The sequence below is a fragment of the Gordonia caeni genome (genome assembly GCF_039537105.1).
Classification (GTDB): Bacteria; Actinomycetota; Actinomycetes; order Mycobacteriales; family Mycobacteriaceae; genus Gordonia; species Gordonia caeni.
This window is the reverse complement of record NZ_BAAAZW010000005.1, coordinates 272,545-294,335: the sequence shown is the minus strand read 5'-3', so window position 1 is coordinate 294,335 and position 21,791 is coordinate 272,545. Positions and strand designations below refer to the sequence as shown.

Genomic DNA, 21,791 nt, shown 5'->3' with positions numbered 1-21,791 from the left:
GGGCTTCGGCGCCGATGCGAACAGTCTACGGACTCTCCAGTAGCGCGATCGCCTCCACATGGTGGGTGAGCGGGAAGGCGTCGAAGGCACGCCAGTCCGTCACCCGGAATCCGCGGCTCACATAGTCGCGCAGATCACGCGCGAAGGCCCCCGCATCGCAGCCGACGTGCACCACGGCACGCGGCCCCGCGGCGGCGATCGCCGCGATCACCTCGCCCCCGGCGCCGCGCCGCGGCGGGTCGGCGATCACCAGGTCCGGCGCGGGGAGGCCCGCGATCACTCCGGCGACGTCACCGCGATGGAGGTGCACCGGGTCGGCGGTCAGCGCCGCGTCGGCGGCCGCCAGCGCGCCCGGGTCGGTCTCCACCAGGTCGACGGCGCCGACCGGCGGTACCTGCCCGCCGCCGTCGAGCAACGCCGCCCCCAGAATCCCGGCGCCGCCGTACAGATCCCATACGCGCATGCCCGCACGCAGTCCGCCGGCCCGGCCCGCGAAGTCGCGCACCGTGGCGGCATAGGTCGCCGGCGCCTCTCGGTGCGCCTGCCAAAACCCGGTGACCGGCAGCTGCCAGGTGTGCCCGCCGAGCTGCTGGGTCACCAGCGCCCGGCCCTCGATCAGCCGCTCCGCCCGCGGACGGGACCTGCGGCTGCGGGAGCGCTGTGCGGCGCCGCGGCCGCGGCCGCCGCCGGGGACCGGAGCCAGTTCCACCACGTGCCGCGCCCCATCCGAGCCCACCGCCACGACCAGGTCGCCTGCGGCGACGGCCCCGAGATCGCCGAGGCCGTCGAGCAGACCGCTCACCGGACCGGCGCACGGTTCGGTGACGATCCGGGACGATCCCCGCACCCGCAGGCCGGGAGCACCGTCGTCGCCGACGGCCAGCCGGGTCCGCACCCGCCAACCGGTCGGTTCCGGTCCCAGCGCGGTGACCGCCGGCGGCTGCGGCGCCTGCGGCCCCAGCCGGCCGATGCGTTCGAGCACGTCGGCGAGAGCGCCCGCCCGCAGCTGTGCGGCGTAGCCGGCACCGGTGTACGCCAGGTCACAGCAGCCGGCGCCGGCGGCGGCCGCCGGACACAGAGGATGCACGCGCTCCGGTGAGGCTTCCAGGACCGCCGCGGTGTGTGCCCGCGCATAGGACGTCCGCTGCTCGTCGAACCGGGCCAGGACCCGTTCACCGGGCAGGGCGCCGGCGACGAACACCACCCGGCCGTCGGCGTCGTGGGCCACGCCGGCACCGCCGTTGGCGTAGCCGGTGACGGTCAGTTCGGCGGTGTGCGGCGTCATCGGTCGTCCCCCGGCGAGGAGGCACCGAAGCCGCGGCGCGTGTCGCCGGGCGCGATGTACTGCGCGTCGCTGCGCCGGGCCGCGCGGTTCGACGAGTCGAGCTGCCACGGCACCGAGGTCACCATCACCCCCGGCTCGAAGAGCAGGCGCGTCTTCAGCCGCAGGGCCGACTGATTGTGCAGGATCTGCTCCCACCAGCGACCGACCACGTACTCGGGGATGAAGACCGTCACCACGTCGCGCGGAGCATCCCGGCGGATCCGGCGCACATAGTTGATCACCGGCCGCGCCACATCGCGGTACGGCGAGGCGATCACCTTGAGCGGGACGTCGATGTCGCTCTCCTCCCACCGCGACACCAGGGTGCGGGTGCTGCGGTCGTCGACGTTCACCGTCACCGCCTCGAGCACGTCCGGGCGCGTGGCGCGCGCGTACCGCAGTGCCCGCAGCGTGGGGATCAGCATCGAGGAGACCAGCACGATGGAGTGCGTCCGGCTGGGCAGGACGCCGTCGTCCTCCGCCGCGGCCTCCTCCAGCTCCAGCTCCACCGACCGGTAGTGGCGGTGCACCAGCTTCATCAGCACGAACAGCACCACCATCACGACCACGGCGATCCATGCCCCCGAGGTGAACTTGGTCGCCAGCACCACCACCAGGACGGTGCCGGTCATCACCATGCCGACGGCGTTCACCACGCGGGCCCGCACCATGCGGCGGCGGGCATCGGGATCGGTCTCGGTGCGCAGCAGCCGGGTCCAGTGCCGGACCATGCCGGTCTGGCTGAGCGTGAACGAGACGAAGACGCCCACGATGTACAGCTGGATCAGCTGGGTCACCTCGGCGTCGAAGGCCACCACGAAGGCCAGCGCGGCCAGCGCCAGGAAGACGATGCCGTTGCTGAAGGCCAGCCGGTCGCCGCGGGTGTGCAGCTGCCGCGGCAGATAGCGGTCCTGCGCCAGCACCGAGCCGAGCACCGGGAAGCCGTTGAAGGCCGTGTTGGCGGCCAGCAGCAGGATCAGCGCGGTCACCACGGCGATCAGGTAGAAACCGGCCGGGAATCCGGCGAAGACGCTCTCGGCGAGCTGGGCCAGCACCGACTTCTGCTGATAGTTCTCGGGCAGCCCGCTCAGTTCGGTGCCGGGGTCGATCACGTACTTCGCGTGCAGCTTCTGCGCCAGGACGACGATGCCCATCAACAGCACGATCGAGAAGGCGCCCAGCATCAGCAGCGTGCTGGCAGCGTTGCGCGACTTGGGTTTCCGGAACGCCGGCACACCGTTGCTGATGGCCTCCACGCCGGTCAGCGCGGCGCAGCCGGACGAGAAGGAGCGGGCGACGAGGAAGACCATCGCCAGCGCCGTCAGGTCGTTCTGCTGCTCGGCCACCAGCTCGTATCCGGCGGTGGACGCCTGCAGATCCCGGCCCAGGACGAACAACTGGACGAAGCCCCACACCAGCATCACCATCACCCCCAGGATGAAGGCGTAAGTCGGCACCGACATCAGCACCCCGGACTCCCGGATGCCGCGCAGATTCACCGCGGCCACCAGCGCGATCCCCAGAACACAGAAGAGCAGCTTGTGTTCGTGGACGAAGGGCACCGCCGAGCCGATGTTCTCGGCGGCGGCCGTCACCGAGACCGCCACGGTGAGGACGTAGTCCACCAGGAGGGCCGCGCCGACGGTCACCCCGGCGTTGGGCCCCATGTTGGTGGTGGCCACCTCGTAGTCGCCGCCACCGGACGGATAGGCGTACACGTTCTGCCGGTAGCTGGCGACCACCACCACCATGACCGCGGCGACGGCCAGTCCCACCCACGGCGCGAACGAGTATGCGCTGATGCCGGCCACCGAGAGCACCAGGAAGATCTCCTGCGGCGCGTACGCCACCGAACTGATCGCATCGGAGGCGAAGACCGGCAGGGCGATACGCTTCGGCAGCAGCCTCGAGTTCAATCGATCACTGCGATACGGCTTGCCGAGCAGCAGTCGTTTGACCGCTATGCTCCCCGTCGTCAATCCGGACACCCCGCAACAGTAGGCCCGGCGCCGGGTAACGTCCATCGGGTGCGGGTAATCATCATGGGCTGCGGTCGCGTGGGAGCCGGCCTGGCCACGGCCATGTCCCGTCGCGGCCATCAGGTGGTCGTCATCGACCGCGAGCCGAGTGCCTTCCACCGGCTCGGCGAGGACTTCACCGGCCGGACGGTCTGCGGCGTCGGCTTCGACCGCGACGTCCTGGTCGAAGCCGGGATCGAGACCACCGAGGCGTTCGCCGCGGTGTCCTCCGGCGACAACTCGAACATCATCTCCGCGCGAGTGGCCCGCGAGACCTTCGGGATCGATCGCGTGGTGGCCCGGATCTACGACGCCAAGCGCGCCGCCGTCTACGAGCGTCTGGGCATCCCGACCGTCGCGACGGTGCCCTGGACCACCGAGCGGTTCATCACCGCGCTCGGTGAGACGCCCCGGGCGCCGCTCTGGCAGGACCCGACCGGTTCACTGGTGATCGCCCGGCTCGACGTGCACGACGACTGGTACGGGGTGGCCTGTGCCAAGTTCCAGGAGCTGACCGGTGCACGGATCGCTTTTCTGCAGCGTCTGGGCAGCCCCGTCCTGCCCGAGCCGCGCAGTGTCTTGCAGGCCGAGGACGAGCTCTTCGTCGCCACTCCGGCGGCGAACCTCGATCAGGCCCGCGTCACGGCCTCGCAGCCGCCCACCGAAGGAGCCGGTGAATGAAGGTCGCCATCGCCGGGGCCGGAGCCGTCGGCCGGGCCATCGCCCGGGAACTGCTGGTCGGCCGGCACCAGGTCACCCTTTTCGAGAAGGAGACGCGGCACATCGACCCGGACTCGCTGCCGGAGGTGGAGTGGGTGCAGGCCGACGCCTGTGAACTCCAGGATCTGGAGAAGGCCCGTCTCCAGGAGTACGACGTGATGATCGCCGCCACCGGCGACGACAAGGCGAATCTGGTGGTGAGTCTGCTCGCCACCACCGAGTTCGCGGTCAGCCGCGTGGTCGCCCGGGTCAACGACCCCCGCAACGAATGGCTGTTCAACGACGACTGGGGCGTCGACGTCGCCGTGTCCACGCCGCGGCTGATGGCCGCGCTGGTCGAGGAGGCGGTCAGCGTCGGAGATCTGGTGCGGCTGATGACCTTCCGGCAGGGACAGGCCAACCTCGTCGAGCTGACCCTGCCCGACGACACCCCGCTCGCCGGTAAGCCCGTGCGCCGACTGCAGTTGCCGCGCGACGTGGCTCTGGTGGCCATCATCCGGGGACGCCGCGTGATCGTTCCCCAGGCCGATGATCCCATCGAAGGCGGAGACGAGCTGATCTTCATCGCCCCCGAGGAGGCCGAGTCCGAACTCCAGCGCCGCATGCGCCTGCCGGAGTAGAACACTCTTTCACCTCCCGGAACGGCCCGTATTCCCCTGCCTGACAAGGACTTTCGTCCCTGTGAGAGCTTCGCCACGTAAATGCGCATCCAGCATGCCGATTATGTTCTGATCAACGCGTGCAACTGACGCGCTTCACCGACATCGGCCTTCGGGTACTCATGCGCCTGGCCGCCGACGAGGGCGAGACCGTGCACACCGCCCGCGGCCTGGCCGCCGAACTCGCGGTCCCCTACGCCCATGTGGCGAAAGTGGTGAGTCGGCTGGCGGAGATGGGCGTGGTGCACGCCCGCCGCGGCCGCGCCGGCGGGCTGACCATCACTCCCCTCGGCCGCACCGCGGGCGTCGGCTGGGTCACCCGTCGGTTGGAGGGCGACGCCGAGGTGGTCGACTGCGAGAATCCGGCGCCCTGCCCGCTGCGGCCGGTGTGCCGGTTGCGCGGCGCACTGGCCGCCGCTCAGAACGCCTTCTACGAGAGCCTGGACGCGCTCACCGTCGCCGACCTCGTGGTCGGCGACTCCGCCCATATCCTCCCCCTGATCTCCCGCGCCGATCCGGCGCGGGCCGGGACCGCCGACGTCGGTTCCCGCTCCACCCCTGCAGAGAACAGGAATCGATGATGATCTCCGATCCGACCCGCGAGGTGCTCGCGGCCACCCTGCCCGCCGTCGAGGGCGCTCTCGACGACATCACGCCACTGTTCTACCGGCGCATGTTCGCCGCGCACCCGGAACTGCTCGACGACCTGTTCAATCGCGCCAACCAGAAGATCGGCACGCAGCCCAAGGTGCTGGCCGGCTCCATCGCCGCCTTCGCACGTCTGCAGCTGATACCCGATGCCGCACAGCAGAAGTTCATCATCGACCGGGTGGCGCACAAGCACGCATCCCTCGGGGTGGTGGCCGACCAGTACCCGATCGTGCACAAGCATCTGTTCGCGGCGATCGTCGACGTCCTCGGCGAGGCGGTGACCCCGGAGGTCGCGGCCGCCTGGGACGAGCTCTACTGGGAGATGGCCGACACCCTGATCGGCCGGGAGAACGAACTGTACGCCGCGGCCGGCGTGGTCCCCGGCGACGTCTGGCGCGACGTGGTGGTGATCGGCCGCGACCAGGTCTCCCCGGATGCGGTGTCGTTCACCGTGGCGGCCGCCGACGGCAGGCTGCCGGCCTTCACCCCCGGCCAGTACATCTCGGTCCAGGTGCCCCTGGACGACGGCGCCCACCAGATCCGGCAGTACAGCCTGACCGGTGCGCCGAACGAACCGCAGTGGCGCTTCTCGGTGAAGCGGGACGGCGAGGTCTCGACGTACCTCCACGAGCGGCTCTTCGAGGGCGACGATCTGCACGTGAGTACCCCGTTCGGCGATCTCGCCCTGCCCGAGGGCGACGCGCCGCTGCTGTTGGCGTCGGCGGGGATCGGCTGCACCCCGGTGATCGGGCTTCTCCACCATCTGGTGCAGACCGGAGACGACCGCCCGGTGCAGGTGTTGCACGCCGACCGCTCGCGTTCGCGCCAGCCGCACCGCGGCGAACTGGCCGAACTGGTCGATCAGCTCCCCGGTGCCAGCCTCCGGCAGTGGTACGAGACCGGTTACGACGCCGGCGACGGCTCCCGGATCGGGCTGATGTCCCTCGACGACATCCCCATCGATCCGGAGACGGTGGCGCTGCTGTGCGGTCCGGCCGGCTTTCTCAGTTCGATCCGGGGCTCGCTGCTGGACAAGGACCTGTCCGAGGACCGGATCCACTACGAGACCTTCGGACCGGAACTGGTCCGGGTCGGCGGCCGCGGCGGCGACGCCGGCGCCTCCGACGGCGGGGCGGCATGACCGGCGCCGTGGCGACCGGGATTGCCCTGGTCTTCTTCTGGCTCGGGCTGGTGGTGGCCATCTCGTTCATCGAGGCCCCGCTGAAGTTCCAGGCGCCCGGCATCACGATCCCGCTGGGGCTGGGCATCGGCCGGCTGGTCTTCCGGGCCCTGAACTCGGTGGAGGGCGTCCTGGCCGTCGTGCTGATCGTGCTGGCCGTGGTCGGTGACGGCTGGCCGGTCGCGGCCTACGCGGGACTGGGGGTGGCCGTCGCGGCGCTGGCCGCCCAGGTCGGTGCGGTGCGCCCGGCGCTGTCCAAGCGCACCGACGCGGTGCTGGCCGACCCGGAGAACGTGCCCGAGCACCGCAGCCGCGTCCACCTCTGGTACGTCGGCTTCGAGGTGATCAAGGTCGCCGCGCTGCTGACTGCGGGCGTCTCACTCCTGGTCTGAGTGCAGTTCGTAGTACGGGTTGTAGACCACCTTCATCCCGTCGGCGGTGGCGACCCGTCCCCGAACGGTGATCTTGCGGCCGGGCTCGATGCCGGGGATCCGGCTCCGACCCAGCCACTTGAGGAGGACGGTGTCGCTGCCGTCGAAGAACTCTGCCACCACGCCGGTCTTGGCGCTGCGCGCACAGGTCTGCACCGCGCGGAGCTCACCGACCATGACGGCCTCGTCACCGCGCCGGCAGTCCTTCGCGCGCTGCGCCCCCTCGGTCCGGCACTCGCGTTCGATACGATCCTCGTCGAGGACCTCCGGGTCCTCGGTGAGCAGCCGTCCCAGGCGCTTCATCAGTCCTGATGTACCCATGTCGACCTCCGAGACATTCGGTCCAGTGCGACCCACACTGTACAACGCATCGGAAGGCCCCCACATGCCCGCGGTGATCATGATGGCCGGCACCGGCTCCGACGACGACTACCTGCGCCGATCGTTCGGTCCGGCGGTGTCGTCCGCCGGCGGCGAACTGCTCGCCCTGCCACCGTCGGCCCACCTGATCGACGACTACCGGAGGGCCCTCGACGAGGCCGCCGCGCGGGCCGTCGGCACCGGTCGGCCGTTCCTGGTCGGCGGCGTCTCGCTGGGCGCCGTCGTCGCCCTGCGCTGGGCCCTGGACTCGGAGGGCCACGGCTGCGCCGGGGTCCTCGCCGCGCTGCCGCCCTGGTCGGGTCCGGTGCGCAGCAGCGTCGCCGCCGCCAGTGCCCGACTCACCGCCGACGCCATCGAGAACGACGGTCTGGAGTCGGCCATCGAGGCCATGTCGGCCACCAGCCCGGCGTGGCTGGCCGCGGAACTGTCGCGGTCGTGGCGGGCGCTGGCCGACCGTGATCTGGTGGGACAACTCCGCATCGCCGCCGCCTGCGACGCGCCGGAGCCCGGCGAGATCGCCGGGCTGCGCGTGCCGCTGGCGGTGGTCGCCGCACCCGACGATCCGCTCCATCCGATCGGTGTGGCCCGCGCGTGGGCCGGAGCCGCCCCGCGCGCCGCACTCGAGGAGTGCCCGCTGACCGAATGGGGTCCCGAGCCGGCCCGGCTCGGGCACGCGATGGCCGTCGCCTGGCGCCGACTCGGCGACTGATCAGCGGCGGCGGCGCTTGCGGCCACGCAGCCGCTGCATGGCAGACCCCTCCGAGGGCGGCGGAACCGCCGCTTCGTCGTCGGCTGCACCGTCGTCGGCCGCACCGTCTTCGAGGAGCTCCGGCTCGCCGGCGGGCAGGTCTTCGGTGAAGACCGTCGCCGCAGCGGCCTGCTCCACCGCGCCGCCGGGGACCACGTCGGGCACGGTCGGCGCCGCGGGCGCCGGTGCCGCGTCGAGCGGGGAGGCCGGGGCCGTCCCGTCCGGCCCGAGACCGTTCTCGGTCGCCATCTGTTGTTGCGCCGTCGCCACCTGATCGGCCAGCACCGGAGGCAGCACCAGCGGCAGGACCTCGCGCGGCGGGAAGGGCTCCTTCCCGCGCCGGACGACGGTCTCGGCCAGCACCGCGCGGGCCAGCTGCGCGAGTTGCGCACTGTCGCCGTCGGGGCCGCTGGCCACGCAACGCACCATCCAGCGCGGGCCGTCGACTCCGATGAAACGGTGCTCGCCGCCGGGCACCTTCGCGAGCACCTCGCGGCCCCAGTGACCGTCTTCGATGGAGGTCTGAGCTCCTTCCGCGCGCAGCGATTCGGCCAGCTCGCGCACCACCTCGCGCCACAGTCCCCCGCTGCGCGGGGCGGCGAAGGCGTGCACGCCGATCCGGCCGACCGGGGTCACCAGGTAGACCGCCTCGGGCTCGTGCGCCGCCGACATCTCGACGGTCACCTGACCGCCCTCCACCACCGGGACCAGGACCGAGCCCAGGTCGAGGTGGGAGTTGGCGAGCTCGTCGGCCGGAGTGTCCAGCTGATCGAGGTCGTAGGGTCCGGCCGTATCACCGATCCGATGCCTGCTGTCCGTGGTCGCCATCGCCGTCATGCCTCCGAAGTGTCGGTCGCCGAATGCAGAATCGCGTGTCCCCCGCTGGAGCCGTAGCCGCCGTCGCCCCGTTCGGTGTCGTCGAGTTCACTCACCTCGACCACCTCGGGCAGTTCCACCTTCTGCACCAGCAGCTGCGCGATCCGGTCGCCTCGGGAGATCGCGATCGGCGCCTCCGGGTCCAGGTTGATCAGGCAGACCCTGATCTCGCCGCGGTAGCCCGCGTCGATGGTGCCGGGCGCATTGACGATCGACAGGCCGGCGCGCGCGGCCAGACCCGACCGCGGATGCACCAGGCCCACCGTGCCGAACGGGAGCGCCACCGCGATTCCGGTGCCCACCACCTGGCGGCGGCCGGGAGCCAGCTCCAGGTCCGTGGTGGAGTACAGGTCGATGCCGGCGTCGCCCGGGTGGGCGCGCGCGGGCAGCGGCAGATCGGGGTCCAAGCGGACCATGCGCAACGGCTCGTCGGTGATGGGTTGGGAGGTCACTCCCGCAGACTACTCGGGCGAGGTCAGCGCGAAGTGACCACCGGCACGACAGTAGGCTGGACGCCGTGAACGATTCCGACTCCGCTTCCCGGTCGAGCGCCGACCGGTACTCCGAACGGCTGACCGTGCCGCTGTGGTGGTGGTTCCTGGCGGCCGGCCTGGTGGCGCTGCTCGGGTATCAGGTGCAGCTGGCCGCCTACATGCAGAGCTGGAGCTATCTGTTCTATCCCGTGTTCGGCGTCCTCACCGCCTGGCTGCTGTTCTCCATGAGCCGCATGAAGATCCGCGTCGACGCCGACGGGGCGCTGCACGCACACAAGGCCTTGCTCCCGGCCGATGTGGTGGCCCGCGGCGCGACGGTCCCGCCGTCGGCCCGCAGTGCCGCGATGGGCCGCCAGCTCGATCCGGCCGCCTTCCTGGTCTACCGGTCGTGGATCAAGCCGATGGTTCTGCTGGTGCTCGACGATCCGGACGACCCGACACCGTACTGGCTGATCTCCACCCGCCATCCCGACAAGGTGCTGGCCGCGATGGGGATCACCGACGCCGCAGCGGCGCCCGCGACGCCCGACACCGGCCAGAACTGACCGCCCCCGCGCGCAGACGCCCCCTCCCTGGGGCTTCAGACACGACGACGGCCTGCCCGGATCCGGGCAGGCCGTCGTCGTGGGTTCGATGCCGCGACCGGCGTTCGCTCACTCAGGCGCAGTCGACGCAGATCAGCTGACCGCCGCGCTCCTCGGCGAGACGATTGCGGTGGTAGACCAGGAAACAGCTCGAACAGGTGAACTCGTCGTCCTGCTTGGGCACCACGCGCACGGACAGTTCTTCACCGGACAGATCGGCACCGGGCAGCTCGAAGGACTCGGCGGTTTCGGTCTCGTCGACGTCCACATCGGCCTTGCTCGCCTCGTTGCGACGGGCCTTCAACTCTTCCAGCGAATCAGTCGCCAGATCCTCGTCGTTGCTGCGCCGTGGGGCGTCGTAATCGGTAGCCATATTGTGCCTCACCCTGAGTGTCGTAGTGCGTTCCATCTCATCGGAGACCGTCGCTTGTGGCCCGTCTCCTCAACCCGAACAAGCGTTCTGAAACGCTTTAGGCGCCCGAATACTAGGCCATCTCATCCCCCGAGTCAACAGGCATGCCGATCCGGCGGCGCGGGCGCCGGATCCCCGGGTTGCGGGCCGACTGCCTTTACAGTGGGCACATGGTCTCCAAGTTCGCCACCGGCTACGCGACCGATGCGCAGGGCCGCCCCTTTCAGCGGCGCAATCTCACCCCTGCGATCGTGATCGGCACGGTCCTCGCGGTGGTCGCGATCACCGCCTGGGCCTTCGCCCTGACCGGGAACGAAGAGAAGACCTATCCCACCGCTTGCGCGCTCCCGACCTCGGCCGACGCCCCCTCGATGCAGGTGGTCGGCCGCGGCGACATGCTGAGTGTGGCACCCGCTGCCCAGTCGACGTTCCAGGTCACCGTGCTGAACTCGGCCGCCGCGCGGGGCCAGGCCCGATCGGCCTCGGAAGACCTGGTGGCCCAGGGCTTCGCCGCAGGCGAACCCGCGTACGGCGACGACACCGTCTACACCGACCGCGACCTGCACTGCGTCGCCCAGATCCGGTTCGGACAGGGCGGCCAAGCCGCCGCCGCCGCAGTTTGGCTGGCCATGCCGTGCGCCCAGTTGGTCAACGACGGCCGGTCCGGGACCGACGTCGACGTCGCCCTCGGCGAGTTCTACACGGGCAGCCGGCCGAGCCAGGACGTCCAGGCCGCGCTGGAGTCTCTGCGGTCGGTGGATCCACGCAACCCGAAGTCCGGGGTGGACCGCTCACTGATCGAAGCGGTGCACGCCCAGCCCTGCTGACCCCGACCCGCCCGGCTGTCAGCCGGCCGCCCGGCGTCCGGCTATTCGGGCAGGCACACGGTGCCCCCGCACTCCTCGAGCAGCGCCAGGAACTCCTGCGCGATCCCTGGGGCGACCGCGACCGTCGGATAGCCGTCCGACCCGCGCGAGGTGGCCGGCGGCAGCACCACGACGGCCCCGGCCTCCGCCGCGATCAGGGCCCCGGCAGCCCAGTCCCACGGCGACAGGCCGTGCTCGAAGTGCCCGTCGACCGCGCCCGCGGCCACCATGCACAGGTCCAGTGCGGCCGCCCCCATCCGCCGCAGATCCCGCACCTGCGGCAGCAGACCGGCCAGCACGGCGCCCTGCGCGCGGCGGCGCCCCTCGGAGTACGCGAAGCCGGTGGCGATCAGCGCCAGCGAGACGTCGTCGACCGGATTGGCCTGCAGGCGCCGCGGCGACGCCTCACCGCGGTCCTGACACCAGGCGCCCTCGCCGACGGCGGCCCAGTAGGTCCGCTCGCGGGCGACGTCCACCACCGCCCCGCCCAGCGACACCCCGTCGACCTGGGCGGCCACCGAGACCGCATAGGCGGGCACGCCGTACAGGAAGTTGACGGTGCCGTCGATCGGATCCACCACCCAGCGCACGCCGTCGGGAATCTCGTCGGAGCCGCCCTCCTCCTCGCCCAGCACGGTGTCGCCGGGACGTTCGCGGGCCAGGAGCCCGCGGATCAGCTGCTCGGTCTCGGTGTCGGCCACGGTGACCGGGTCGGTCGGCGTCGACTTGGTGCTCACCGCGCCGGCACCGCCGGTGTGTCCGGAGGCGGGAAACAGCTCCACCCGGCGGGCACGGACGTGAACGGCGGCCTCCTCGGCGACGCGGCGGGCGATCTGGGACAGTTCCCGCGGTGTGGCGGACGGGTTTTCGGCGACTCGACTCACGGGCCCGAGTCTAGGTGCTCGACGCCCGCGGCTAGGACCGCCGCCGGGCGCGGTCTCGCCGTAAGCTACCGGGGACACGCCCGTCAACGGCCGACGCACCGCCGCCAGAACAGGAACCGCCATGTCCGATGTCACCTATCTCGGCGCCGACCGCGCCCCGAGTCCCGGATCCGGCCTGAGCTTCGGGGTCGACATCGGCGGCACCGGCGTGAAGGGCGCGATCGTCGACCTGCGCACCGGGCAGTTCGTCGGCGAGCGCCACCGGATCGACACACCGCAGCCGGCCACCCCGGAAGCCGTCGAGCGCACCGTCGCCGAGATCGTCGACCACTTCGGCTGGACCGGCCCCGTCGGCGTCACGGTCCCCGGCGTGGTCAAGGACGGGATCATGCGCAGCGCCGCGAACATCGATCAGTCGTGGGTCGGCGCCGACCTGCGCGGGCTGTTCAGCGAATCCCTCGGAGGCCGGCCGGTCACCGTGCTGAACGACGCCGACGCCGCGGGCCTGGCCGAACTCGAGTACGGCGGCGGCGCGCACGTCTCGGAGGGGCTGGTCATCCTGCTCACGCTCGGCACCGGAATCGGCTCGGCCATGCTCTACAACGGCACGCTGATCCCGAACACCGAGTTCGGCCACATCGAGGTGGACGGCGAGATCGCCGAGAAGCAGGCCTCGGCGAAGGTCCGCAAGGACCGTGGCTGGTCGCTGGACACCTGGGCCGGCCACCTGTCCACGGTGCTCACGCATTATGAGCGGCTCTTCACTCCCGACCTGTTCATCGTCGGCGGCGGGATCAGCCGTAAAGCCGACAAGTGGATCCCCCGACTGACCAACACCACGCCGGTCGTCCCGGCCCGTCTCCGCAACACCGCGGGCATCGTGGGAGCGGCGATGGCGGTGGCCGACGACCTCTGACGGGGTGCGAACCGGCCACCGGAGTGCCCGGCGAAGGCAGAGTTTCGTTACAATGGAACACGTCGGTCCAGCTCCGCCCGATCGACTCCCCTAACCGGGCACGACGCCCCCGAGCGGCGCAGCCGGTGCCATCGCCTCCGCGATGTCCCTGCGATGCCGCCCCGACGCGTGTCGTGCCGCAGATGAGTGTGTGAAAGGTCGTACGTGGCAACCACAAAGACCCCGGACGCCGAGGCAGCCGCCGGCGAGGCGACCGCGCCGACCCGCAAGACGGCCGCCAAGAAGGCGCCCGCGAAGAAGGCCCCTGTCCGCAAGGCTGCCGCCAAGAAGACCGCCGCCAAGAAGACCGCCGCCGAGGCCGGTACCGACGACGCCGCGCCGGCACGCAAGACCGCCGCGAAGAAGGCGCCTGCGCGCAAGACCGCCGCCAAGAAGGCCCCCGCCCGCAAGACCGCCGCCAAGAAGGCGTCGACCCGCAAGGCCTCCCCGGCGACCGCCGGCGACGAGATCACCGACGAGAACGTCGACGAGGACGCGCCGGAGAACCTCGAGGACGCCGACATCGATCTGGCCGCCGAGGACCTGGACGTCGTCGACGAGGCTCCCGCCAAGACCAAGGGCAAGGCGGCCGCCAAGGCCAAGGACGAACCCGAGGCGAAGTCGTCGAGCGACTTCGTGTGGGACGAAGACGAGTCCGAGGCACTGCGGCAGGCCCGCAAGGATGCCGAGCTGACGGCGTCGGCCGACTCGGTGCGCGCCTACCTGAAGCAGATCGGCAAGGTCGCACTGCTCAACGCCGAAGAGGAGGTCGAGCTCGCCAAGCGGATCGAGGCCGGCCTGTTCGCGACCGAGAAGCTGCGCCGCGTGATGGAGGCCGGCGAGAAGCTTCCGGTGGCGCAGCGACGCGACCTCAACTGGATCTCGCGCGACGGCAACCGCGCCAAGAATCACCTGCTCGAAGCCAACCTGCGCCTGGTGGTGTCGCTGGCCAAGCGGTACACCGGCCGCGGCATGGCCTTCCTGGACCTGATCCAGGAGGGCAACCTGGGCCTGATCCGTGCGGTCGAGAAGTTCGACTACACCAAGGGCTACAAGTTCTCCACCTACGCGACCTGGTGGATCCGTCAGGCCATCACCCGAGCCATGGCCGATCAGGCCCGCACCATCCGTATCCCGGTGCACATGGTCGAGGTGATCAACAAGCTCGGCCGGATCCAGCGCGAACTCCTGCAGGACCTGGGCCGCGAGCCCACGCCCGAGGAGCTCGCCAAGGAGATGGACATCACGCCGGAGAAGGTGCTGGAGATCCAGCAGTACGCGCGTGAGCCGATCTCCCTGGACCAGACCATCGGCGACGAGGGCGACAGCCAGCTCGGCGACTTCATCGAAGACTCCGAGGCCGTCGTGGCCGTCGACGCGGTGAGCTTCACGCTTCTGCAGGATCAGCTGCAGGACGTGCTGGACACGCTGTCCGAGCGCGAGGCGGGCGTGGTCCGGCTGCGCTTCGGCCTCACCGACGGCCAGCCGCGCACCCTGGACGAGATCGGGCAGGTGTACGGCGTCACCCGCGAGCGCATCCGCCAGATCGAGTCCAAGACCATGAGCAAGCTGCGGCACCCGAGCCGCTCCCAGGTCCTCCGGGATTACCTGGACTAGGCTCCTCCCACGTCGATGCCACTGGGGCGCCCCGCACGGTGCGGGGCGCCCCAGTGGCGTTGTACCGGACCCGGCTAGCCCGAGGTGCTCGCCAGTGCCACCTGGTCAGCCGTGCCGCGCGGCCTGCTTGCGGAGTTCGGTGCGGGCCAGCGCGTTCTTGTGCACCTCGTCGGGGCCGTCGGCGAACCGGAGCGACCGGACGCCCGCGATCATCTCGGCCAGCGGGAAGTCCTGGGACAGTCCCCCGGCGCCGTGCGCCTGGATCGCCTTATCCAGGATCGCTTCCACGGTGCGCGGCGTCGCGATCTTGATGGCCTGAATCTCGGTGTGCGCCTTACGGTTTCCGACGGTGTCCATCAGCCAGGCGGCCTTCAGAGTCAGTAGGCGCAGCTGCTCGATCTGCACCCGCGATTCGGCGATCCAATCACGGATCACGCCCTGCTCGGACAGCGGCTTACCGAAGGCGATCCGGCTCGACACCCGATCGCACATCAACTCCATCGCGCGCTCGGCGATACCGATCGATCGCATGCAGTGGTGGATGCGGCCCGGCCCCAGACGCCCCTGCGCGATGGCGAAGCCGTCGCCCTCGGCCCCGATCAGATTGGCCGCCGGCACGCGCACGTCGGTGAACGACAGCTCGGCGTGACCGCCGTGGCTGCGGTCGTCGTAGCCGAGGACACGCATGCCGCGCACCACCTCGAGACCGGGTGTGTCCCGCTCGACCAGGATCATCGACTGCTGCCGGTGCCGATCGGCCGACGGGTCGGTCTTGCCCATGACGATGAAGACCTTCGCATTCGGGCTCATCGCACCGGTGATCCACCACTTGCGACCGTTGATCACGTACTCGTCACCGTCGCGCACGATCGACAGCTCCACGTTGGTGGCGTCGGAACTGGCCACGTCGGGCTCGGTCATGGCGAAGGCCGACCGGATCTCACCGTTCAGCAACGGGGTGAGCCAGCGCTCCTGCTGCTCGGCGTTCGCGAACTCGGCCAGCACCTCCATGTTGCCGGTGTCCGGGGCCGCGCAGTTGAGTGCGGCGGGGGCCAGCTGCGGGCTGCGGCCGGTGATCTCGGCCAGCGGCGCGTACTGCACGTTGGTCAGACCGGCGCCGCGGGCCCCCGGCAGGAAGAGGTTCCACAGACCGCGCTGCCGGGCCTGCCCGCGCAGCTCGGCCAGGACTGGAACCGAGTCCCAGTCCCACGGGTCGGTCAGCTCGGCCAGCTGCTCCTCGAAGACCGGCTCGGCCGGGTAGACGAACTCGTCCATGAAGCCGAGCAGGTTCTCGCGATACTCCTGCGTGGTGGCGTCGAAGGTGAAATCCATGACAGTGCTCCCTTTACGGTGGTCGGTGCCGCCGGGGCGGCGGAATCGGGCTAGTTCTGGTTCAGGGCGTCCAGGCCGGCGCTCAGCAGCGGGTGGACGGCCTCGCCGAGGGTGGCGAAGCCGTCGCCGACGGTCTGTCCGTTGACGTACCGGTAGTGGATGCCTTCGACGATGCCGGCGAGCTTGAAGCAGGCCAGGCCGATGTAGAAGCCGAAATCGGACAGGTCGCGGTCAGAGGACGCGGCGTAGCGGGCGACCGCACCGGGACCGGACAGGTAGCCGGGCGCGGCGGCGACGTCGCTGACCGCACCCGCCGAGGCCTGACCCATGCGGTCGTAGACGCCCAGCAGAGCAAGATCGGTCAACGGGTCGCCGAGGGTCGACAGTTCCCAGTCGATCACCGCCGCCGGCCGGTCGGCGTCGTCGAAGAGGACGTTGTCGAGGCGGAAGTCGCCGTGCACGATGCCGGGCGGCCCGTCGGCAGGCACGGCCGCGGCCAATGCGGCGTGCAGGGCCTCCATGTCGGGCAGGTCGCGGGTGTGGGCGGCCTCGAACTGCGCGCGCCAGCGGCTCACCTGGCGCCCCAGAAAGCCCTCGGGACGGCCGAAACCGGACAGGCCGACCTCGGCCGGGTCCACCGCGTGCAAGGCGGCGAGCGTGTCGATCAGCCGCTCGGAGATCGTCCGAGTCCGCTGCGGTCCGAGCGCGGAGAGCTCGGCGGCGCGCCGGTAGGGCGTGCCCTCGACGGCCTCCATCACGTAGAACGGCGCACCGAGCACCGTCTCGTCGGTGCAGAGCCCGTACATCTGTGGGACGGGGACACCGGTGCCGGCCAGCGCGGACATCACGGTGTACTCGCGCCCCATGTCGTGCGCGGTGGCCAGCAACCGGCCGACCGGCGGCCGGCGCAGAATCCACTCCCCGTCTCCGGCGCGCAGCCGGTAGGTGAGGTTCGATTTGCCGCCGGCGATGTGCTCGGCGGTCAGTGCGCCGTCCGGTCGGCCGATGTGTTCGGTGAACCACCCGCTCAGCGCCGACAGGTCCAGCCCCGGCAGATCCTCGCCCGGCCGATCCTCGCTCATGGGGAGTTCCCCTCCGGTCGCGGCGTCAGCCATCGTGCTGGTCCAGACGTTGCTGCAGACGGTTCATGCCGCCGAGCCAGCGGTCGGTCGCGGTGGCTCTGGCGGCGTAGTAGCCGGCCACCTCCGGGTGCGGCAGGATCAGGAACTCGTCCCCGCCGAGAGCCGTGATCACGCCGTCGGCGACCTGTTCTGCGGTGAGCGCCGTGTCGTGACTGAGCACCTCCTGCAGCGGGCCTGCCTCGTCGAGCATGCGAGTCTGCACGCCCTGCGGGCAGATCGCCTGCACGACGATCCCCCGGTGCCGGTACGTGGCCGAGAGCCATTCGGCGAAGGCCACCGCGCCGTGCTTGGTCACCGAGTACGCCGGGGCGTCGAGCATGGTCAGCAGGCCGGCGGCCGAGGCGGTCACCACGAACCGGCCGCCGTCGGCGGCCAGCCAGTCGGGCACCAGTTGCCGGGCGGCGCGCACGTGCGCCATCACGTTCACGTCCAGCGACAACGCCCAGTCGGCCTCGGACGCGTCCAGGCCGCGCCCCCGATCGACGCCGGCGTTGGCGAACCACGCCCCGATCGGGCCGTACGCGTCCCGCGCGGCGGCGATCAGGGCGGCGATCCCCTCCTCGGAGGCGGCATCGCCGGGGGCGGCGATCGCCTGCCCGCCCGCGGCCTCGATCGCCGCGACGGTCCGGGCCGCCCCGTCCGCATCCAGGTCGGCGACCACCACGCGGGCGCCGCGGCCGGCCAGCCCGGTCGCGAGCGCCGCGCCGATTCCGTTGCCCGCGCCGGTCACCACGACGCAGGCGCCGTCCGGCTCGAAGGCGCTCACATTCCACCTGCCAGCAGTACGCCGCCGTCCACGACCAGGGTCTGCCCGGTCATCCAGCCGGCGTCTCGTGACAGCAGGAACGCCACCACCGAGCCGATGTCGTCGGGCACACCGAGGCGCTTGAGCGGATACGGCGCGGCGACCTCCTCCTCGCGCCCTTCGTACAGGGCGGTGGCGAAACGGGTCTTGACCACCGCCGGGGCCACCGCGTTCACCCGGATGTCCGGCCCCAGTTCCACCGCGAGCTCCTCGGTCAGGTGCACCACGGCCGCCTTGGAGACGCCGTAGAAGGCGATCCCGGGGGCCGGTCGCAGACCGGCGATCGATGCCACGTTGACGATGGCCCCGCCGTGCTCGGCCATCCACCCGGCGTGCGCCTTCTGCGCCCACGACAGCGCCGACAACACGTTGACGTCCATGATCTTGCGCGCGGCCGCCACGTCGAGGTCCATCAGCGGTCCGAAGACGGGGTTGATCCCAGTGTTGTTGACCAGCAGATCCGCTGAACCGAAGGTGTTCAGCGCCGCACCGATGGCGGCGTCCTGGTGGTCGGGGTCGTCGGCCGGTCCGGCCACCGCGAGCGCATGTTCTTCCCCGCCGAGTGCGGCCACGGCCTCGTCGAGCGCCTCCTGTTTGCGAGCGGTGATCACCACCCGGGCACCGTCGTCGACCAGTCGCTGGGCGATCGCCAGGCCGATGCCACGACTGGCTCCGGTCACAATCGCGGTCTGACCCGCAAAACGCTTCTCACTCATCGGTACGACGAACCTCGTTCCCATCGAATCTACAGACTAAGCGCTCGCTTAGTTATTGGTGCTCTACTCTGCCCGAGGTAGGCAGTACACGTCAACCGTCGGCGACGGGGTGTTCGACTCCACTCCACCAGGAAGACGGCGGTACCGGCAGAGAGATGAGGAAAGTGACTGAAGGCTCCTCCAAGGCCGAACAGACCCGGGGCCGGCTGCTGCGTGCGGCCGTCGAGGCCTTCGCCGAACGCGGCTTCCACGGCACCACCACCCGTGACCTCGCTGCGGCCGCCGGGATGAGCCCCGCCGCCGTCTACGTCCACTACCCGTCCAAAGAGGACCTGCTGTATCAACTGTCCCTCGCCGGGCACCGCAAGACGCTCGCACTGATCGACGAGCACGACGACTCCGGCGCCGCACCGGCCACTCGCCTGCATCGGCTGATCAGAGCGTTCGCCCTGCATCACGCGGCCGATCACACCACCGCCCGCATCGTGAACTACGAGTTGTCTTCCCTGGCACCGGAGCACTTGGCCGAGATCCGCACCCTGCGCCGGGAGATCACCCGGCGGGTGCGCGCGGTGATCGACGACGGTGTCGCCGCGGGTGCCTTCGCGACCGCCGATCCGCGCGCGGTGACGCTGGCGATCCTGTCGATGAACATCGACATCGCCCGCTGGTACGTCGACGGCGGCAGCATGAAACCGGACTCGCTCGCCGACTCGTACGCCGATCTGGCCCTGCGAATGGTGGAGGCCCGGCCGGACTGATCCGGTGGCCCGCGACACACCCGAACGGCCTGGGGAACAAAGCAGCCCTCCCGAACGTCTGACAGAGTGATAGGCGAGACGTCCGCATCGGGCGCGCTCTGCAGGCGAGTGAATGAAAGGGCAGGGGAAATTCCATGACCGACAATGCCACGACCACGATCGTCTCCACCCCGTTGACCAACGCCGACCGCTGCGACCGTTGCGGTGCCGCGGCCAAGGTTCGCGCCACCCTCAGCGGCGGCGGTGAGCTGCTCTTCTGCCGCCACCACTACAACGCCCACGAAAGCCGTCTGGTCGAGATGGGCGCCGTGGTCCACGCTTGACCACTACGTCTTGACCACTACGTCTTGACCGCTACGGTCTGACGACGACGGCCTGACCATTGCGGTCGGACCGCGACCTGCGCACCTGGCTACCGCCAGGTGCGCAGGTCTTTGATCCGCGCGCGCAGCTGCTCGGCGGTCGCCATCGCCGTCGGAGGACCGCCGAGCCGCTGCCGCAGGTCGTTGTGCACCTGACCGTGCGGCCGCCCGGTGCGGTGATGATGCAGCGCGACCAGGGTGTTCAGCTCCTTGCGCAGGGAGTGCAGATTCTCCCCCGTGCCTCTCTCGGCCGCGTTCGGCGCCGCCTGACCGGCCGCGTCGTCGGCCGGGCGCACCACCGCTGATCGCTTGGAGACCTGCTGGGCCTGACGCTGTTGCAGCAGGGTCCGCACCTGCTCGGCGTCGAGCAGTCCGGGCAGCCCAAGATAGTCCGACTCCTCGTCGGACCCCGACCCCGTCGCCGTCCCGAAGGACGCGCCGTCGTAGATCACCTGGTCGAGCTCGGCGCTCGCGTGCAGTGACTGGAAGGCCGGCTCGTCGTCGCCCGTTTCGTCCTCGCGCTTGTTCGCCTCGTTCAGCGCCGCATCGTCGAGCCCGGTCTCTTCGCGGTGCGGCTTGCCCAGGACGTGGTCGCGCTGTGCTTCCAGTTCACCGGCCAGCTGCAGCAGCACCGGCACCGAGGGCAGGAAGACACTGGCGGTCTCCCCCGGGCGGCGCGAGCGCACGAACCGGCCGATGGCCTGCGCGAAGTATAGGGGCGTCGAGGCGTTGGTGGCGTAGACGCCGACGGCCAGGCGCGGCACGTCCACCCCCTCGGAGACCATGCGGACCGCGACCATCCATTCGTCGTCGGACGCGGAGAACCGTGCGATCCGCGCCGAGGAGCCCGCTTCGTCCGACAGAACCAGGGTCGGCTTGCTGCCGGTGATGGACTCGAGCAGTTCGGCGTAGTCGCGTGCACTGTCCTGGTCGGTCGCGATCACCAGACCGCCCGCATCGGGCACCCCCGACGCCCGCAGCTTCTGCAGGCGGCGGTGGGCGGCGCCGAGCACGGCCGGGATCCAGTCCCCGTGCGCGTCCAGAGCGGTCCGCCAGGCGCGCGCGGTCTGCGCGGCCGACAGCGGCTCGCCCAGGCGGGCGGTGAACTCCTCGCCGGCGCTGGTGCGCCAGCTGGCCTCACCGGAGTAGGCCAGGAAGACCACCGGCCGCACCACACCGTCGCGCAGCGCGTCGGCGTAGCCGTAGGCGTGGTCGGGCCGCGAGCGCGCCCCACCGCCGGGCTCCGGCTCGTAGGTGACGAACGGGATCGGCGAATCGTCGGAGCGGAACGGGGTGCCGGTCAGCGCCAGCCGCCGCTCGGCGTCCTCGAAGGCCTCCCGGATGCCGTCGCCCCACGACTTGGCGTCGCCGCCGTGGTGGATCTCGTCCAGGATCACCAGCGTCCGGCGGCGGACGGTGCGCTCACGGTGGCGGTGCGGGTGCGCCGCGACCTGCGCGTAGGTCAGCACGACACCGTCGAAGTCCGCGCTGGTGGCGCCGGTGGAGTTGGAGAAGTTCGGGTCCAGGGCGATGCCTGCGCGCGCGGCCGCCTCGGCCCACTGGTGCTTGAGGTGCTCGGTGGGCGCCACCACGGTGATCCGCTCCACCGTCCTGTCGGCCAGCAGTTCGGCGGCCACCCGCAGCCCGAAGGTGGTCTTGCCGGCACCGGGCGTGGCGACGGCGAGGAAGTCCCGAGGACGCGAGGTGAGGTACTTGGTGAGCGCCCGGCGCTGCCAGGCGCGAAGGGTGCCGGTCTGCGCCGGACGGCTACCGCCCACCTGCGAGGCGTCAGTCGTAGCGTCATCGGTGATGGTGGAAGTCGGCCCCGGTTCAGTCATAGCGGGCTCGATTCTAGCCCGTGCCGCCGACGATC

At 70.8% G+C, this 21,791-nt stretch carries 24 protein-coding genes; 12 read left to right on the top strand and 12 right to left on the bottom strand.

The features are described 5' to 3' along the window. Positions 1–25: 25 nt before the first annotated feature. Both ABD732_RS10390 and ABD732_RS10385 read right to left on the bottom strand, forming a co-directional pair. Positions 26–1,285, bottom strand: a complete 1,260-nt coding sequence (locus ABD732_RS10390; RefSeq protein WP_344783321.1) for a class I SAM-dependent RNA methyltransferase — start codon at positions 1,283–1,285, stop codon at positions 26–28. After that, positions 1,282–3,312 (bottom strand): APC family permease, encoded by a 2,031-nt coding sequence (locus ABD732_RS10385; RefSeq protein WP_344783319.1) that lies wholly within the window; start codon positions 3,310–3,312, stop codon positions 1,282–1,284. The genes ABD732_RS10390 and ABD732_RS10385 overlap by 4 nt, the downstream gene beginning before the upstream one ends. A gap of 39 nt (positions 3,313–3,351) precedes the next feature. On the opposite strand from ABD732_RS10385, the gene ABD732_RS10380 reads away from it, so the two are divergent. The 5 genes from ABD732_RS10380 (at position 3,352) to ABD732_RS10360 (ending at position 6,944) form a co-directional block, all read left to right on the top strand. Next, positions 3,352–4,023 (top strand): potassium channel family protein, encoded by a 672-nt coding sequence (locus tag ABD732_RS10380; protein WP_344783317.1) that lies wholly within the window; start codon positions 3,352–3,354, stop codon positions 4,021–4,023. Then, positions 4,020–4,682 carry a potassium channel family protein gene (locus tag ABD732_RS10375; protein ID WP_344783315.1) on the top strand — a complete coding sequence of 221 codons (663 nt, stop codon included), beginning with the start codon at positions 4,020–4,022 and terminating at the stop codon, positions 4,680–4,682. The genes ABD732_RS10380 and ABD732_RS10375 overlap by 4 nt, the downstream gene beginning before the upstream one ends. A gap of 119 nt (positions 4,683–4,801) precedes the next feature. Continuing rightward, positions 4,802–5,302 carry an RrF2 family transcriptional regulator gene (locus ABD732_RS10370; protein ID WP_344783314.1) on the top strand — a complete coding sequence of 167 codons (501 nt, stop codon included), beginning with the start codon at positions 4,802–4,804 and terminating at the stop codon, positions 5,300–5,302. After that, positions 5,302–6,513: a globin domain-containing protein gene (locus ABD732_RS10365; protein ID WP_344783312.1), complete on the top strand. Its 1,212-nt coding sequence runs from the start codon at positions 5,302–5,304 to the stop codon at positions 6,511–6,513. Before ABD732_RS10370 ends, ABD732_RS10365 begins: the two co-directional genes overlap by 1 nt. After that, complete coding sequence (locus tag ABD732_RS10360; protein WP_344783310.1) at positions 6,510–6,944, top strand: hypothetical protein; 435 nt, start codon at positions 6,510–6,512, stop codon at positions 6,942–6,944. The genes ABD732_RS10365 and ABD732_RS10360 overlap by 4 nt, the downstream gene beginning before the upstream one ends. Here ABD732_RS10360 and ABD732_RS10355 read toward each other — a convergent pair. Continuing rightward, a complete protein-coding gene (locus ABD732_RS10355) occupies positions 6,930–7,304 on the bottom strand; it encodes an OB-fold nucleic acid binding domain-containing protein (protein WP_344783308.1) in 375 nt (124 codons plus the stop codon). The genes ABD732_RS10360 and ABD732_RS10355 overlap by 15 nt on opposite strands. Positions 7,305–7,368: 64 nt before the next feature. On the opposite strand from ABD732_RS10355, the gene ABD732_RS10350 reads away from it, so the two are divergent. Next, entirely contained in the window at positions 7,369–8,073 is a 705-nt protein-coding gene (locus ABD732_RS10350; protein WP_344783306.1) for an alpha/beta hydrolase, read from the top strand. On the opposite strand, the gene ABD732_RS10345 is transcribed toward ABD732_RS10350, so the two are convergent. Further along, positions 8,074–8,949 carry a DUF3710 domain-containing protein gene (locus ABD732_RS10345; protein ID WP_344783304.1) on the bottom strand — a complete coding sequence of 292 codons (876 nt, stop codon included), beginning with the start codon at positions 8,947–8,949 and terminating at the stop codon, positions 8,074–8,076. Further along, positions 8,946–9,404 (bottom strand): dUTP diphosphatase, encoded by a 459-nt coding sequence (gene dut / locus ABD732_RS10340; RefSeq protein ID WP_344783509.1) that lies wholly within the window; start codon positions 9,402–9,404, stop codon positions 8,946–8,948. The genes ABD732_RS10345 and dut overlap by 4 nt, the downstream gene beginning before the upstream one ends. Before the next feature lie 101 nt (positions 9,405–9,505). Between dut and ABD732_RS10335 the strand changes: the two genes are divergently transcribed. Continuing rightward, positions 9,506–10,027 (top strand): DUF3093 domain-containing protein, encoded by a 522-nt coding sequence (locus ABD732_RS10335; protein WP_344783302.1) that lies wholly within the window; start codon positions 9,506–9,508, stop codon positions 10,025–10,027. A 112-nt stretch (positions 10,028–10,139) separates the two neighbouring features. On the opposite strand, the gene ABD732_RS10330 is transcribed toward ABD732_RS10335, so the two are convergent. Beyond that, positions 10,140–10,439 carry a DUF4193 domain-containing protein gene (locus ABD732_RS10330; RefSeq protein WP_344783300.1) on the bottom strand — a complete coding sequence of 100 codons (300 nt, stop codon included), beginning with the start codon at positions 10,437–10,439 and terminating at the stop codon, positions 10,140–10,142. 209 nt (positions 10,440–10,648) lie between these two features. Between ABD732_RS10330 and cei the strand changes: the two genes are divergently transcribed. Continuing rightward, the gene (gene cei, locus ABD732_RS10325; RefSeq protein ID WP_344783298.1) at positions 10,649–11,305 is read left to right on the top strand and encodes an envelope integrity protein Cei; all 657 of its coding nucleotides are present in this window, start codon (positions 10,649–10,651) and stop codon (positions 11,303–11,305) included. A gap of 41 nt (positions 11,306–11,346) precedes the next feature. On the opposite strand, the gene ABD732_RS10320 is transcribed toward cei, so the two are convergent. Then, positions 11,347–12,228: an inositol monophosphatase family protein gene (locus tag ABD732_RS10320; protein ID WP_344783296.1), complete on the bottom strand. Its 882-nt coding sequence runs from the start codon at positions 12,226–12,228 to the stop codon at positions 11,347–11,349. Positions 12,229–12,349: 121 nt separating this feature from the next. Between ABD732_RS10320 and ppgK the strand changes: the two genes are divergently transcribed. Next, complete coding sequence (ppgK, locus tag ABD732_RS10315) at positions 12,350–13,144, top strand: polyphosphate--glucose phosphotransferase (protein WP_344783294.1); 795 nt, start codon at positions 12,350–12,352, stop codon at positions 13,142–13,144. A gap of 204 nt (positions 13,145–13,348) precedes the next feature. Next, the gene (locus tag ABD732_RS10310; RefSeq protein ID WP_344783292.1) at positions 13,349–14,800 is read left to right on the top strand and encodes an RNA polymerase sigma factor; all 1,452 of its coding nucleotides are present in this window, start codon (positions 13,349–13,351) and stop codon (positions 14,798–14,800) included. A 105-nt stretch (positions 14,801–14,905) separates the two neighbouring features. Here ABD732_RS10310 and ABD732_RS10305 read toward each other — a convergent pair whose 3' ends face one another. Genes ABD732_RS10305 through ABD732_RS10290 form a run of 4 tightly spaced genes read right to left on the bottom strand, consistent with a single transcriptional unit; the run spans position 14,906 to position 18,795 of the window. Then, positions 14,906–16,132, bottom strand: coding sequence for an acyl-CoA dehydrogenase family protein (locus ABD732_RS10305; RefSeq protein WP_344783290.1), 1,227 nt, complete (start codon positions 16,130–16,132; stop codon positions 14,906–14,908). 50 nt (positions 16,133–16,182) lie between these two features. Further along, entirely contained in the window at positions 16,183–17,214 is a 1,032-nt protein-coding gene (locus ABD732_RS10300; RefSeq protein ID WP_344783288.1) for a phosphotransferase family protein, read from the bottom strand. A gap of 25 nt (positions 17,215–17,239) precedes the next feature. After that, the gene (locus ABD732_RS10295) at positions 17,240–18,040 is read right to left on the bottom strand and encodes an SDR family NAD(P)-dependent oxidoreductase (protein WP_344783286.1); all 801 of its coding nucleotides are present in this window, start codon (positions 18,038–18,040) and stop codon (positions 17,240–17,242) included. Then, positions 18,037–18,795: an SDR family oxidoreductase gene (locus ABD732_RS10290; RefSeq protein WP_344783284.1), complete on the bottom strand. Its 759-nt coding sequence runs from the start codon at positions 18,793–18,795 to the stop codon at positions 18,037–18,039. The genes ABD732_RS10295 and ABD732_RS10290 overlap by 4 nt, the downstream gene beginning before the upstream one ends. A 155-nt stretch (positions 18,796–18,950) precedes the next feature. Between ABD732_RS10290 and ABD732_RS10285 the strand changes: the two genes are divergently transcribed. Together ABD732_RS10285 and ABD732_RS10280 are read left to right on the top strand one after the other, a co-directional pair. Beyond that, positions 18,951–19,556 (top strand): TetR/AcrR family transcriptional regulator, encoded by a 606-nt coding sequence (locus tag ABD732_RS10285; protein ID WP_344783282.1) that lies wholly within the window; start codon positions 18,951–18,953, stop codon positions 19,554–19,556. A 134-nt stretch (positions 19,557–19,690) separates the two neighbouring features. After that, positions 19,691–19,879, top strand: coding sequence for a DUF7455 domain-containing protein (locus ABD732_RS10280; protein WP_344783280.1), 189 nt, complete (start codon positions 19,691–19,693; stop codon positions 19,877–19,879). Between the two features lie 89 nt (positions 19,880–19,968). Here ABD732_RS10280 and ABD732_RS10275 read toward each other — a convergent pair whose 3' ends face one another. After that, positions 19,969–21,756 carry a DEAD/DEAH box helicase gene (locus tag ABD732_RS10275; protein WP_344783278.1) on the bottom strand — a complete coding sequence of 596 codons (1,788 nt, stop codon included), beginning with the start codon at positions 21,754–21,756 and terminating at the stop codon, positions 19,969–19,971. Between the last annotated feature and the right edge of the window lie 35 nt (positions 21,757–21,791).